Source organism: Massilia putida (assembly GCF_001941825.1).
Classification (GTDB): domain Bacteria; phylum Pseudomonadota; class Gammaproteobacteria; order Burkholderiales; family Burkholderiaceae_D; genus Telluria; species Telluria putida.
The window spans coordinates 1,157,945-1,172,108 of the sequence record NZ_CP019038.1 but is presented as its reverse complement, the minus strand read 5'-3'; the positions used below and the strand labels follow the sequence as shown (position 1 = coordinate 1,172,108).

Annotated in this window: 11 protein-coding genes and 2 pseudogenes; 5 read left to right on the top strand and 8 right to left on the bottom strand. The window is 60.0% G+C overall.

The features are described 5' to 3' along the window. Positions 1 to 150: 150 nt before the first annotated feature. The 3 genes and pseudogenes from BVG12_RS07490 to BVG12_RS07480 form a co-directional block, all read left to right on the top strand. Positions 151 to 395, top strand: a pseudogene (locus tag BVG12_RS07490) (transposase); the annotation flags it as partial. 53 nt (positions 396 to 448) lie between these two features. Beyond that, positions 449 to 535 (top strand): annotated as a pseudogene (locus BVG12_RS35780) (IS3 family transposase); the annotation flags it as partial. 233 nt (positions 536 to 768) lie between these two features. Further along, positions 769 to 1,116, top strand: coding sequence for a hypothetical protein (locus BVG12_RS07480; protein ID WP_169926779.1), 348 nt, complete (start codon positions 769 to 771; stop codon positions 1,114 to 1,116). A 243-nt stretch (positions 1,117 to 1,359) separates the two neighbouring features. Here BVG12_RS07480 and BVG12_RS07475 read toward each other — a convergent pair whose 3' ends face one another. After that, the gene (locus BVG12_RS07475) at positions 1,360 to 1,665 is read right to left on the bottom strand and encodes a hypothetical protein (protein ID WP_075791888.1); all 306 of its coding nucleotides are present in this window, start codon (positions 1,663 to 1,665) and stop codon (positions 1,360 to 1,362) included. Positions 1,666 to 1,770: 105 nt separating this feature from the next. Here BVG12_RS07475 and BVG12_RS07470 point away from each other — a divergent pair, with 105 nt between their 5' ends. Next, on the top strand, positions 1,771 to 2,721 hold the full coding sequence (locus BVG12_RS07470; RefSeq protein ID WP_075791887.1) for an extracellular catalytic domain type 1 short-chain-length polyhydroxyalkanoate depolymerase: 951 nt from the start codon (positions 1,771 to 1,773) through the stop codon (positions 2,719 to 2,721). Between the two features lie 472 nt (positions 2,722 to 3,193). Here BVG12_RS07470 and BVG12_RS07465 read toward each other — a convergent pair whose 3' ends face one another. Beyond that, positions 3,194 to 4,627 carry a sugar porter family MFS transporter gene (locus BVG12_RS07465; protein WP_075791886.1) on the bottom strand — a complete coding sequence of 478 codons (1,434 nt, stop codon included), beginning with the start codon at positions 4,625 to 4,627 and terminating at the stop codon, positions 3,194 to 3,196. Between the two features lie 21 nt (positions 4,628 to 4,648). Then, positions 4,649 to 5,230 (bottom strand): IlvD/Edd family dehydratase, encoded by a 582-nt coding sequence (locus tag BVG12_RS07460; RefSeq protein ID WP_075791885.1) that lies wholly within the window; start codon positions 5,228 to 5,230, stop codon positions 4,649 to 4,651. A 384-nt stretch (positions 5,231 to 5,614) separates the two neighbouring features. On the opposite strand from BVG12_RS07460, the gene BVG12_RS07455 reads away from it, so the two are divergent. Continuing rightward, positions 5,615 to 5,896 (top strand): hypothetical protein, encoded by a 282-nt coding sequence (locus BVG12_RS07455; protein ID WP_075791884.1) that lies wholly within the window; start codon positions 5,615 to 5,617, stop codon positions 5,894 to 5,896. Between the two features lie 922 nt (positions 5,897 to 6,818). Here the strand turns inward: BVG12_RS07455 and BVG12_RS07445 are convergent. The 5 genes from BVG12_RS07445 to BVG12_RS07425 all read right to left on the bottom strand — a co-directional run bounded on the left by BVG12_RS07445 (position 6,819) and on the right by BVG12_RS07425 (position 13,865). Next, positions 6,819 to 8,183, bottom strand: coding sequence for a porin (locus tag BVG12_RS07445; RefSeq protein WP_075791882.1), 1,365 nt, complete (start codon positions 8,181 to 8,183; stop codon positions 6,819 to 6,821). Between the two features lie 777 nt (positions 8,184 to 8,960). Next, on the bottom strand, positions 8,961 to 10,064 hold the full coding sequence (locus BVG12_RS07440; protein WP_267877478.1) for an MFS transporter: 1,104 nt from the start codon (positions 10,062 to 10,064) through the stop codon (positions 8,961 to 8,963). Between the two features lie 81 nt (positions 10,065 to 10,145). Beyond that, positions 10,146 to 10,898, bottom strand: a complete 753-nt coding sequence (gene istB / locus BVG12_RS07435; RefSeq protein WP_075791880.1) for an IS21-like element helper ATPase IstB — start codon at positions 10,896 to 10,898, stop codon at positions 10,146 to 10,148. Positions 10,899 to 10,987: 89 nt separating this feature from the next. Continuing rightward, the gene (gene istA, locus BVG12_RS07430) at positions 10,988 to 12,517 is read right to left on the bottom strand and encodes an IS21 family transposase (RefSeq protein WP_075791334.1); all 1,530 of its coding nucleotides are present in this window, start codon (positions 12,515 to 12,517) and stop codon (positions 10,988 to 10,990) included. 160 nt (positions 12,518 to 12,677) lie between these two features. Beyond that, entirely contained in the window at positions 12,678 to 13,865 is a 1,188-nt protein-coding gene (locus tag BVG12_RS07425; protein ID WP_083684737.1) for an ATP-binding protein, read from the bottom strand. Positions 13,866 to 14,164 lie beyond the last annotated feature (299 nt).

The window sequence follows — 14,164 nt, the reverse complement described above, 5'->3', positions numbered from 1 at the left end:
CAGGCAAGTCGAGCATGTGATGTAATCCAATCCCCTGATTGCAGGGGCTTTTTCTTTCCTGGGCCGGCAGACTCTGGCCTTAGTTGGCACCATGGACTTGCCCGACTCCGGTGGACATTTCAGACCTATGATCGAGTATCGAAGAAATGAATGAGTACACAGCGTTACACGCCAGAATTCAAGGAAGAAGCTGTCAGGCAAGTAGTCGAGCGCGGCTACCCGGTCCCGGAAGTTGCGGCCCGGTTCGGGGTATCGGCTCACAGCTTGTACAAGTGGGTCAAGGCCGTGATGCCGACGAAGGACGAGAAACAAAGCGCAGAGCTGGTCGAAGCAAAAGCGAGATCCTACGGCTGCGATCTCAGATGTGCCGCCTGGAAGAAGAGCGCGATCTGCTGTAAGGCCGCACGGTACTTTGCCAGGGAGCCCGAGTAATGTCCCGGGTCATGACCGGGCCGATATCTTCGATTACATCGAGGTCTTTTACAATCGAACCAGGCGCCATAGTCACCTGGGCCATGTCAGCCCGGAGGCCTTTGAGTGCGCCTCGATGCGAGGCCGGGATTTGTCTACTGAACTCGGGGAAGTCCACAAGTGGGATTGGTTCAGCCGTGATCCCGCGGATGTTGTCAGGCGTTGCTATCCGCGCCGAGGACAAAACGGCGATGGCGATGTGATCATGTGCCGAGCCGGTCGATTCATCGGTGTACCAAGCGCGCCACATTGTCGTTGCAACGTCTGTCACTTACGAGCCTGCATGTTCCGGAATTCATGCTGTCGTTACACGACTGCGGTATTCTCGACGACTTCGACATCCCCGACGAGAGCACGTCCATGCGAGACCCAATGAATCTGCCGGAAAGCGTTGTCGCGCTCATGGCCTACGTCGATGGTGCCGGATGGACCGAGCACGCCGAGCTCGTCGTACAAATCATGATGTCGAGCGTTCATCCGGACATGGAGTCGTCGGTCGCGACGGCCGCTTTTCTACCCCGTGCCGTTCGCAGAAACGTTGCCGATTTTCTGAGCGCGGTCCTCTTGGAAGACGTCAGCGATGAGCAGCGGCATGCGATCTTTTCGTGGACTCAGTGCTGGGCGTTGGCAAGCCTGGACCAGTAAAGTCGTCGGGCCAGATCGGCTGCGGCCACAGCCAGTCGCAGACCGCGGCCGCCGCGAATCCCATCGCCACATACATGAGCGCCCGCAACTGCAACCGGCTGCACGACCATATCGCCAGCGCGACCAACGCCATGGCTGCGCACGCGGATGGCTTGCCGGCCCCGGCCGGGCATGTACGGGCGAGGTCCGGATGCATTACCCTCAGGCGCAGGAAGGAAACCAGGACGAGCTGGATACGGATGTTCAAATTGAAATGAAGATGGCCAGTATCGCGTGCGGTTCCTGTACCGATGCGAACGCGGCGCTGCTTCCGATGACGGCGAGCGCCACGTAGGGTGTCGTTCCGCGCGCCGCGAAGGAAAGCCGTTCAAGACGAAGAGCCTGTTCGTCCGGGAGAAATACAAGGGCGATTGGCGCATCGTGGCCGACCTGTTCGCGACCGGAGAAATCCCGGCGGCGAAATATGCAGGTGACGATGGCCGCCAGGACAAGGTTGCCATTGCGTGCGCCGGGCGCTGTCATGATGACGTCAATCACTTGCGCCACCATGGCCGTTTGTCCTACAGGAAGACGGCGCCGTATCTGCATGCTGCGATGCAGCATAGGCCGGACAATATGAGATATTGTAGACCTAATGGATACCGGGAGGCAGAAATGCTGAATGTCATGCTGGGTGCTTGGCCGAGTTTTGCTCAATTACCTTGGTCGTTTCGCGAGCGTTCTCCGGAAGACGACAACTTCATTGCGCGACGTTTTGCCTCCGATGAGGGATCGTTGCAGTGCAGACTGTTCATCCCCACTGAATACGTTGGTGAACCATTGCCTTTGGTCGTTATGCTGCATGGTGGCGGTCAGAATGCCAGTGATTTTGCGGTCGGCACAGGCATGAATGAACTTGCTGAACAACATAATTGTTTCGTCCTGTACCCTGAACAGTCCGTGCAAGCCAACTGGACCATGTGCTGGAACTGGTTCGAGGAAAGCCATCACCATCGAGGCCAAGGCGAGCCCGCGTTGATTGCCGGCGCTATACAAGAAATCAATGCCGACTACTCGATTGATGAGACGCGCGTGTATATTGCTGGCTTCTCTGCAGGCGGGGCAATGGCAGTCGTTCTCGGTAGAACCTATCCGGAGCTGTTCGCCGCAGTCGGTTGCCATTCCGGACTGGCGCACAGGAGCGCGATTGACCATTACGGTGCTATGCAGGCCATGAAAGATGGCGTAGAGGCGGACGAGTTGTCAGATGGGACATGTAAAGTCAGCATGCCGTTGATAGCTTTTCATGGTGACCAAGACTCGACGGTTCACCCCAAGAATAGCCTCAGCGTTGTACAACAATATATCGCCGGTCATCCAAACAAACGATCCAACGAGCCCGGGCATCGTTCCTTTTCGACGGAAACCGGCATAGCGGGCGGACGTGCATTCACCAGATATATCCATATGGGCAAGGGTGATCGCATTCTGGCCGAGCACTGGTCCATCGCAGGCGCAGGACATGCTTGGTCCGGGGGCACGCAGCGCGGCAGCTATACCGACGAGGGCGGGCCGAACGCGAGCAGGGAAATGCTGCGCTTTTTCCTGCAGCGCGCACGCGGATAGAGCACGCGAAAATTATCGGTGCTCGTGGTCCGGTCGATAGATGAGGAATTTCTTGGCCGGCAACATGTTTGCGGGCACGGCCGCGCCGTCGGCGATGCGGCGCGTGGTCAGAGTCGGTTTTTCAGAAATTTGACGAGCTGCGCCAGATTACCGCCGCAGCTCGGACCAGCGTCGGTGGGCTGTCAGGCGATCCCTTACGGTACCATGAGGTAAACGGGCAAGTTGAAGACGACGGGCGCGATCGTGAAGATCTATTGCCTGATGCCCGTTATTGCCGGGTCAGGATCGATGATTCGGCATGGTATCCGGTGATTTGCAACGGGAAGCGGGAATCACGAAGCCTGAAGTGACATAGTCTCGACAAAAAACGAAAGGTCGTTGATGATGCGGATTTTGATCATCAACGACCTTTTTGTCGGCGGCCAGGGCAGTACGCGCTGGCAAAGGTGAGCAGCGGCGGTATCGAGCGCCCTCAGCCTTCCATCTGCTCCAATTCCTTGCCGCGCGTTTCATGCACGTAGCGCAGCACGAAGTAGATCGAGACCAGCGCGGCCAGGGTGTACAGGCCGTAAGCGCCGGCCAGGCCGATGCCGGTGAGCAGCACCGGGAAGGTCACCGTAATCAGGAAATTAGACGTCCATTGGGCCGCACCGGCGACCGCGAGGCCGGAACCGCGGATCTGGTTGGGGAACATCTCGCCCAGCATGACCCACATCACCGGACCCCAGGACAGGTTGAAGAAGATCACGTAAATATTCGCCGCGGCCAGCGCCACCACGCCCATCGTGCCGGACAGGGCCAGTTTGCCGCCGGCGTCGAGCGTGGCGCTGGCGAAGGCGAACGTCACCAGTCCGAGCGTCACCGCCATGCCGGCCGAGCCGATCCACAGCAGGGGCTTGCGGCCGATGCGGTCGATCAGGAACACCGTGACGATGCAGGCGCCGATGCTCAGGCCACCCGACAGGACGTTGATCAGCAACGCATCGCTCTCGGAAAAACCCACGGCCTGCCACAGCACCGCGCCGTAATAGAACACCACGTTGATGCCGACCAGCTGCTGGAACGTCGCCAGACCGATGCCGACCCAAACGATCGGGCGCAGCTTGCCCGTCGCCTTGTTGACCAAGTCCGACAGGCGCGGACGGTGGTGGTCTGCCGACAGCGAAACATCAATCGCGTCGAACTTCGCGCGGGCCGCGGCCGCGCCGTACAGGCGTTCCAGCACGGCCAGCGCCTCGTCCTTGCGCTTCTTTACGACGAGAAAGCGCGGGCTTTCCGGGATCGTCAGCAGCAGCAGCAGGAACAGCACAGAGGGAATCGCCATCATCCAGAACATCCAGCGCCAAGCCTCTTGTCCCAGCCACAGCGCGCCAGTCGACCCGCCGGCCGCCCGCGCCAGGACATAATTGCTCAAGAAGGCGCAGAACAGGCCGCTGATGATGGCGATCTGCTGGACCGTCGCCAGCCGGCCCCGGTAGCGGGCCGAGGCCACCTCGGCGATGTAGGCCGGCGACATCACGCTGGCCGCGCCGACCGCAAACCCGCCCAGCACGCGGGCGGCGACGAAGACGACCGAGCTCGTCGCAAAGCCCGCCCCCAACGCCGACAGCAGAAACATCATGGACGAGATGAGCAGCACTGTGCGGCGTCCCCAGAGGTCGCCCAGCCGGCCGGCGCAGAAGGCACCGAGCGCGCAGCCCAGCAACATCGACGCGACTTCGAATCCTAGCTCGGCGGAGGTCGAATGGAAGGCCTGCTTCAGGCCGTCGACGGTGCCGTTGATGACGCCGCTGTCAAAGCCGAACAGGAAGCCGCCGATGGTGGCAACGCAGCTGATCAGGACGATGAGGCGGGTGTTTTCTGCCTCCTGGATGGTATTGGTGCTCTCGAGCGCAATGCCGTTCATAAAGGTCTCCTTGGTTTGTTATTACATCTGCGGCGGGCGCCGGTTCAGTGATTGTGGCGCGGCAAATTCTGCGCCACGCCACCGACGGTGGCAGTAGATTTCCCGCCAGGGCGTCTGGCTGGGCGGCGCCGGCGGCACGCCTTGCTGCCGGCGGCGCGCCAGTTGCTCCTCGTCCGCCAGCAAGTTACAGCCGCCGGTGTTCAGGTCGATGCTTTCGGGGGCGCCAGTGCGAAACCAGGCATGGCCGCCGCGTGCCGCGCTCGCCGACGAAGCGCTCATGATCGACGGGCTGTCCGAGATTTCGCACCGGCGGCCATCGCCCACTGTCGGCAGCTTGTGTGTGCCATGTTTGATCAGCGCGTCGCGTGGCCACATGTTCACCACATCGGCGGATCCTGGCCAGCAGTCCGGGCCGCCGCCGCGGATCATCGGCATCGTGTTCTCGTCAATGTCGAGCACGAAGTCGCCGACTTCGTGGAATTGGCGGGCCCGCACGACGATGCGGGTGCGGTAGACGGCGCGATGGAAACGCGGGCTGCGGCCCAGCGGCAGTGCGCCGGCGTGGTCGTACGGTAGGCAAGCAGTGGGAGCGACGGGGCGCATCGGGATCTCGTGGATCTATAACATTTTATACCATCAAACAAATAGCGCTAACATATAGCGGAGTCTGGCCGATTTCTGTCCCTGTGTCAAATGCATTGCGAGGGGGTATTAGGTTCGCTTGTGATGACAACGACTGACCAAGGAAAATGACGGGGAAATCCCAAGAAAAATGCGTCTGGAAAAGCATCGGTCGGCGGTGGGCACCCGGTGTCGTGGACGAGGCCGCGTTGGCAAGCGCCTATCTGAGGCCAACGCCGTCAAATACAGACCGCATCCGCTCGCGAGCAGGCGTACAAGAATACCCAGCCCGGCAGTGCGGCGCCGAGCGGCTTTGCATTCATCGGCGGCGCGCTTCCCGACAACTTCGGCTACCCTTCCACCATCGTGATCAGCGGTTTCCCCGAGATCAGTGTCACGGTCACCAACGGTGATTACAGCGAATTCCAGTCCTGGCAAAAGACCCACACAACCTTCGACGTCAGTCTGTTTGGCTTCATTTCGCTGGGCGGCGGTAGCGTGGATACCTACACGTCGACCGTAACGTCCCAGCAAAGCGACAGCAGCTTCTCGTTCACGCCGAGCGGCCCGACGAAGTCGCCAATCACCAATCCGGCACAGCAGGTGTATCCCGTCCTGGGCGTAGGGGTCACTTACCTGGATATCTAAACATGACATGAGGGCTGGCCGCTCGCTCTAATCGCTATCCAGCCCGCTTATCTCAAGCAAGCAAATCGCATCAGGGGAGGGAACTATGAATATCACGATCACACGATTGCTGGTCGCGTGCCTGGCTGTCGGCTCACTGGTGGCGCCCCAGGCCGAACAGCATGACGCAAGGTCTGGCGGCAAGCAGCGCCGGTCGAAGCCGGTAGCGGAGCCGTCGAACGTTTTACGACGCACGACTCCGTGCAGCGCTGCCAGGCTTCGTACAACCGCCAGCGGAACAACTGCACGATCCTATCAGGTTGCAGCGCAGGCATGCTTCCGGTTGCGCAACCGCCCGGCTGTAGCTGCACGTGCGTCAGGTCGGGTAAGGACGAACCGAAGCCGACGCCTGCCGCTCGCGAGCAAGGCAAATAGGCGACGTGGCGGATAACAATATTGGCGACGAGGCGATCCAGCGGATCGAGCCTGTCAGGAATTTTTTGTACGGGGCCATTCTTAGGGCCCATAAGCGTCGGCTGTACCTTCCGGTTACCCACAATCCGCTTGTAGACTTTTTCCAGTTCTGTTTTGGCGGCATGCCGAAGGTGTGGCATGGATACGCGATGGACCTGCGAAAGACGTCGTAATAGGCTCGCGCGCCGGCTCTTGCATACGAAGGGCGAGGTAGGTACGGACTGTAACTCGGTCATCGCCCTCAGGATTGATACCGTCGTTGGCAAGCTACTTTTGAGCGAGACCGGAAACGGCCGGCATCATCCAGAACGGCCTTTGATAATTTTAGAACTCAGAAAGCCGCACAAACTGTCCTTGACTGCGTTTTACCTTGAAAAATCTAAGATAGCGAAAAACGGTCAAGGACAGTCCGCACGTCAAAAACGTCCCTGCAGAGTTCTTTTCAGCAGCATAACAAACAATGTGGCAATCAGAAGTTGATATTGGCACCCACCATCGCGCCGGATGGGCTAAAGCCTGCAGTCACAGTCTGTGGCACCAGACTGCCAGCGTCCAGCAAGCTATATCCTGCCGTGTGGCTGTTGCGGACTTTGCCCCAAGTCCAGTAGAGCTGAGTGCTTTCATCCAGTGTGTAGCCATAGCCCAAGCCGTAAATCTTGGCATCTTGATTCAGGCGCGATTTATCGTTTAGTGTTGAATATCTCGCCACGAAGCTGTGCTTGCCGTATGGTACCAAGATGCCGATAGACCAAGCGTCGGCATTCGAAAGCGTTCCCGTCACCTTTTCATAATTTCCACCTTTAATCGAGCCGGAAGTGTAATTTCCATAAAGCTTCAGGGTGCCGAAATCGTAACTGGCGCCGGCCAGTGCACCTTTTTTCTTCGCCAGCCCTGTTTCTACTAGCGTTGCCCAGCTCGAGTTGTTCAGGTTCCAGGTGCTTACTCCGAACTTGAATTTGCCGGCCCCATAGGTAAGGGCAGCGTCATAACCTCTTCCTGCCGAGCTGTTGGTCGTCGTTGCGCCCACTGCCGTAGAATTTCTTACATTGTTCTCGCTGCCAGCAGTGGCAGTGATGTTCAGTTCGAACCCTTTTACGTTCGGTGATAAGTACTTGACCGAATTATTCAGACGGGTCGGCATACCACCAACCTGCGACATATATACAACGGGATTTCCCAAAAGACCTTGGCCTCTCGCAGTGGAGAGAAAGGCAAGCAGGAAATATGAGCCGGTGTATTGCCGTCCTGCCGTCAACGCGCCGAAATCACCCTCTATTCCGGCATACATTTGACGGGCGAATAACTGACTGCCGTTCCCCGGGGAGCCACTTGATGATGGCGTCAACCCAATCCCGTTCGTCGGGGCCGCACCGCCAGCCACGCCGGTGTCAAACTGGACACCGGCTTCCGCGACAACAACCGCTTTTAAACCGCCGCCGCGCAGGTTTCGTTCGGCTTTCAGGCCAATACGCGATGCCGTCCAACCGCCTCCGCCATTTACGGTAGTTTTCCTTCCGTTTCCACTGTCAACGTTCATGATCGCGATGTCACCGGTGCCATACACCGACACATTGCCGGGCGGCGGGGTCGTAGCGATACTGGGCTGTGCCTCAGGTGCTCTGCTCGCATGATTGCTGGTCTGTGCAGGAGGCGCCAGAACTCCTTGTCGAGCCATGAGCTGCTCGATCAGTTTTCGTTGCTCAGCCAGTTCACGCTTCAAAGCGTCAACGTCATCACTCGCAAACGCAGGGAGGCAGATCGCCGTTCCAAGGGCTGCAGTTAATGCGCAAGCTAATCCATGCTTACGCAGCTGAATATTTTGTTTCGTCTCCATTATCTTCCTTATTAGCCGATAGTCGTTCTTTTGCCTTAAGTCGGTATTCGAGCGCGCCGCTTCTGTGATTTGTTTCTCGAGGCGGGCATTGCTTTGAATATCCGGGGCCGCTGTTTTGGCTATATACAGATTCAACCTTTAGACGTGGTAGTGTCAATTTACGGCCCCGCATCGTTCCGTACATTGGTAAAACACCGGGAGGCATTTATTGAACAGATATGCGATGTCACGACGATGGCGTAATTGGCGCTGTGCCAAGGGGCGGCTCGGCTTCCTCATTAATCACCGATTCAAGTGGGTTCCGTGTCGCAGCGGTCTATGACGTCGTCCGGGCCGGTCGCCTTGCACAACCGTCCCGGACGGAATTCATTTCGAAGTCCGCTGATGGTTTCAAATAGCCAGGATCAGTGGCAATTTCAGCAAGCGGTTGGATGGGCCGACACACTTCATACGCCGCCCATCCGCTCGCGGCACGTGTGCTGTACGGGGAAACGGTCGTGGTGAAGCCGATGCGCAGTCGCGATCGGCGATGTCTCTGCCGCATCGTGCCCTACGCCGGGCTTGTGGCCTGGACACATCGGCATGGCTCGCCGCGGCTGAGTGACCTGCCGGGAAAGTTGCTCAGGTAACGCGGCACTTACTCGCGACGAAACGCCGGTGCGTCAGCCGGATCCGCTATTCCAAAAGGCGGGCGTTCAGACTTGGTTGCATTACTGGCTACCTGCAAGCCAAACAACGAAGACCACCGCCCCGCATCGACAAACCATGGCGATGCAATCAAGCTCCGGGAGGCAAAGCGGCGCTTTCGTCGGCAAGCAGTCGCCGATAGTGAGGTAGCGCTGAAAACATCAACCACGACGCGATGGCTGAGGCGATACAGCACACTATCCCAATCGAATAGCCGACCATTTTTGGATCTCCGAAGACTCTGTCGGTAACTAGTGCGATTGCGGTCGGACCGATTCCATAGCCAATGAATTGTGCCGAGAAGGTGTACAGCGATGCCACTACTCCACGCAAACGCCTCGGTGTACCAAATTGCATCGCGGCGGCCATGACGCCTGTCGGAAGGCTGAAAAAGAAAATTGCTCCCGCTGTAGCGGCGAGCGCACCCACAGGTCCAGGTGCGAAGGGAATCACGGCGCAGAAAAGAAACATGCCGACCATCGAAAATGCGGCGGTGCGGATGCCGGCGTCCTTGTGGCCCCGGCTTTCCAACAGGCGCGCCACCGATGGGCCGATCAGTACGCCGGCCGCTCCAAATGTCACGACGAGAACGCCAAGGCGGAATCCGACCAAAGCAGGAGGAACCCGATGGAACCGGATAAGGAACGATGGCAGCCACGCAGGCATACCCAGAACCACCACGGCGAGCATTCCTACGCCGAGATAAATTCGGCCATAAAATTGGCGACGTGCCCAAAGAAATCCTGCGGTTTCACGGAGCGTGAATTGCCGATCGTTCGCTGTGTCCTGGCGCATCAGGCTCCGCGTAGGTTCGCGCACCGTCAACAACAGCACAGCGGCCAGAAAAAAGCCAGGTACTCCGATGAGTACGAATGCCAGTTGCCACGTCGCAAGCGCTTCAAGCGTTGGAAAATGAAGCCGTACCTTGTCCGCAAATGCGATCACAAGGCTTCCGGCCAAAAGTGAAAAGCCGCCGCCGATCAATGGCCCTAGCGTGAATATGCTGTAGGCGCGTGGAGCGCGCCGTGAGGAAAAGTAATCGGCTATTAATGACCAGCCAACCGGAAGAACGCAGGCCTCGCTTACGCCCACACAAAAGCGCGCCAAGAACAGTTTCCCATATGTGTCCGCCAAACCGCAGAGAATTGCGTATTCCGCCGAAACTGGACACCCGTTCCGCCGCAAACTGGACACGCATTCCAGCGCAAACTGGACACCTGTTCCAGGCCAAACTGGACACTCGGGGCGTGACGGCACGGGGTCGAGGTTCGGGTTTTACTCCTGATGAGCTGGTCTTGTCAAATTGGCCCGTTTTTTTCGCAGGAAATCTCCTTTCAAGTTGAGCTGGTGGGCGTTGTGGACGAGCCGGTCAAGGATGGCGTCGGCCAGGGTCGGGTCGCCGATGGCGGGATGCCAGTGCTCGATGGGCAGCTGGCTGGTCACGATGGTCGAGCGGGTTCCGTGGCGGTCGTCGAGCACTTCCAGCAGGTCGCGCCGGTGGGCATCGTCGAGCACAGCCAGGCCCCAGTCGTCGATCACGAGCGTGTCGATCCTGGCCAGTTGCTTGAGCAGCTTGCCATAGCGCCCGTCGGCACGGCCAATGCCCAGTTCGTCGAGCAGGCGCGGCAAGCGCACGTAGTACGCGCTGTAGCCCTGGCGGCAGGCCTGGTGTGCCAGCGCGCATGCGAGCCAGGTCTTGCCCACGCCGGTGGGGCCGGTCAGCAGCACGTTCTGCCTGTCAGTCAGCCATTGCCCGGCCAGCAAGCGCTGAAACAGCGCCTTGTCGAGGCCACGCGGGTGGCGGTAGTCGATGTCCTCGGCGGCTGTGTTGGGTTTGAGCCTGGCGCGCTGTAGGCGCAGGGCCAGTGCCTTCCCGTCGCGCTCGGTCACTTCATGGTCTACCAGCAGGCCGAGACGCTCTTCGAAAGTCAGATGGTCCAGGTCCAGTGCGCTCTGCTCGGCAAAGGCGCGCGCCATTCCAAACAGCTTCAGGCGCGTCAGTTTGTCGTGGGTGGGATGATGCAACATGGTACGTCCTTTCATGGTTGCAGAGCGCGCCCGGGGGGCGCAGCTTCCGCGTTCAATGCATAAATTGTTTATATCGTTTATTCGCGATGTCAGTGCAGCTGATGCGATTGGTAGTAGGCGGCGCCGCGCAGGTTCTCGTGCTCGGGCAAGTCGAGCGTGCGCTGCACGCCCTGCGGTTGCTGGTCGAGTCCGTTCTTGAGGATGGCCTGCACGCTCTTCCAGCTCACCGCACCGTGCTTGAGGGCGTGGGCGCAGGCCGCCTCCAGGCGTTCGACGCCATATCGCTGGCCCAACGACAGCACGCCGAGGCAGCTGCGGTAAGCCTGCTGGGGATGACGCCGCTGATGCAGCAGCCGCTCAACCAGCACCGCGCAACGCGGCCCGATCGCAGCGGCCCGCGTCGTCAGCGTGGTGGCGTTCCAGCCGGCGACTTCACGGTGCGCCGCGGGCATGTGCGCGTCGATCGTCGTATGGCGGCCCTTGACGGTGCAGTAGGCGTGGCTGGCGATGCGCTGGCCGCGCTGGAAGATTTCGACGGTCATCTTGGTGACGCGCACGTCCACCTGGGCGCGCGCGTGCTGGCATGGTACCGAGTAGTAGTGCCCGTCGATCTCGACGTGATAGTCGATGCCCACCCGGGCCACCTTCCATTCGGCGTACTCGTAGCGCCGTTGCGGCAGCGGACGCAGGGCCGGCTGGTCCATCTCCGCAAAGGCGCTGGCGCGGCAGCCCGGCAGCTTCTTGAAGGGCCGCTGGTTCACATCGGCCAGCAGGGTCCGCAGTGCGCGATTGAGCTCGTTGAGGCTGAAGAAGCGCTGGTGGCGCAGCCGCGCCAGCACCCAACGGGTGATCACCAGCACGCCGTTCTCGACCTTCGCTTTATCTTTCGGACGTCGGGCACGTGCCGGCAGCACGGCCACGCCGTAGTGCTCCGCCAGGTCGTGGTAGGTCGGGTTGAGGTCCGGCTCGTAGCGCGACGCCTTGGTCACGCCGCTGCGCAGGTTGTCCGGTACCCACAGCTCCGTGCAGCCGCCGAAGAACTCGAGCGCGCGCACGTGGCTGCCAATCCAGTCAGGCAGCTGCTGGCTCCAGGTGGCTTCGAGATAGGTGTAGTTCGACGCGCCCAGTACGGCGACAAAGATCTGCGCGTCGCGGATTTCGCCGGTGGCGCCGTCGGTGACGCCGACGGTCTGGCCGGCATAGTCGACGAACAGCCGTTCGCCCGGCGTGTGGGTCTGGCGCATCGACAGCGTCAGCTGCTGGCGCCAGCGGCGGTAGTGGTCGCAGAAGGCGCTGTACTGCAGGCCGTCGGCCTGCTCGACCTTGTACTCCTGCCACAGCAGCTCGAGCGTGACGCCCTTGCGGCGCAGCTCGTTGTGCACCGTCAGCCAGTTCGGCGCCGGACGCTTCACTGACGATGGCTCGCTCGGCGGAAACAGCCGCCACTCAAGCGCGGCGTCGTCAAGATCCGCCGGCATCGGATACGGCAAGCCTGCCACCTTGGCGCGGGCCAGGTAGTCCGACACGGTGGTCGGCGAGGCGTTGATGATGCGGGCGATCTCCCGCTTGGAGCGGCCGTGCTCGAAATGCAGCCGCAGGACTTCATGGATTTTGCGCATGGATAACCTTTTGTTGGTCAAGCAACCCTCCCGGAAAAATCCGCGAGAGTGCCACAGTTATCCCTTGCCGCCAGCCCCTTCGGCCCGCTTCAAACTGTCCAGTTTGGAGCGGAATCAGTGTCCAGTTTGCGCTGGAACGGGTGTCCAGTTTGCCGCGGAATCAGTGTCCAGTTTGCCGTGGAATGGGTGTCCAGTTTGGTCTGGAATACGCAATGAATTGTCGGAACACCATCCGGAACCGGTGTTGCGCCTCGGTCGGCGGCAGTGGCGGGACCGGCGCCTGTTTTCCGATAATCAGCTCGACCTGGGGCAGCACATCCACGATAAGCTGGCCGTTGCTGCCGACCGCTTCGGCAATCCGCTGGCGCCAGTCTGCGATGCGCTCTTCGCTTTCTGTCAGCAGCTGCTGAACCAGGGTCCGGAACGCCTGGGTAACGGTAGCGTATGGAATGTCGCGCTGGTGCTGGTCGAACTTCCCGGCAATGAAATAGCCGTTGGCGCGCACGATCGGCCTTTGCAACTCGTGCACCAATGCCGACTTACCGATTCCCGAATATCCCGCCACGCTCACCAGCGCTGGTACGCCGCCAGTCGCCATGCGGTCAAACGCATCCAACAGCGTCGCCAGCTCCTGGTCACGCCCGTACAATTTATGGGGGATGAGAAAACGCTCCGATACGTCGTCCAAGCCGAGCGGGAACGGCTCGATCCGCCCCGTCGTCTGCCATTGCGCCAGACAACGGTCGAGATCGGCTCGTAGCCCGTGCGCACTTTGGTAGCGGTCTTCCGGCAACTTGGCGAGCAACCGCAGCACGATGTCTGCCACGATTCGCGGGACTTCCGGCGCGATGCTCTGCGGTGCCGGCGGGCTGCATGCGATGTGGCAATGCGTCCATTCCACGGGATCGCCTGCGGCAAATGGCAGTTGGCCGGTAAGCATCCGGTACAGCACGATCCCCAACGAGTAGAAATCGGTGCGGTAATCCAATACGCGATTCAGGCGTCCGGTTTGCTCGGGCGACGCGTAAGCCCAGTCGCGCGGCAAATCGCCGCTCGGCCGGGCTGTTGCGTCAGTCCCAGACAAATCTCCGTTCACTCGGAGCAAGCGTAGTTCGTGCCGCGTGTCGAGCACGACATTCGCGGGGCGAAGATCGCGGTGAATGAGGTGCTTACTGTGCAAATCATCCAACCATCGGGCCAGTTCACTGCCCAGGCGCAGGCAGGTCGGCACGTCCAGGCGGCGCTCGCGCAGAACGCTTTCGAGGGATTCGCCAGCGACGTCGTCCGGAATCAAGGCCGAGTGCACGCCATCTGCCGGGGGGATTTCGTTAGGGCGGGGCGCTTCCATGACAAACCTGTCGGGTGACCTTGCGGGACGCGGCCAATGACGGTTTCGTTACCATTCAACCGGCATCGCAATGCGGCTAATGTGCCGACGATAATACGACACTTTGTGCCTGATTCCTAACTGAGACCACGTCTGGCATCAGTGGAGTCGGCCGGGGCCAAATTCGCAAATGATAGGCATTGCTGCTATGGATCTCCACGGCCTTTCTAGAGACTCGACAGCCGTTGAAAATATTGTCTTGCGTAGTCGGCGAGTTCCATACCGTTGCTGAAGCTGTGCCGGCGCTCGGGATCGGGCGC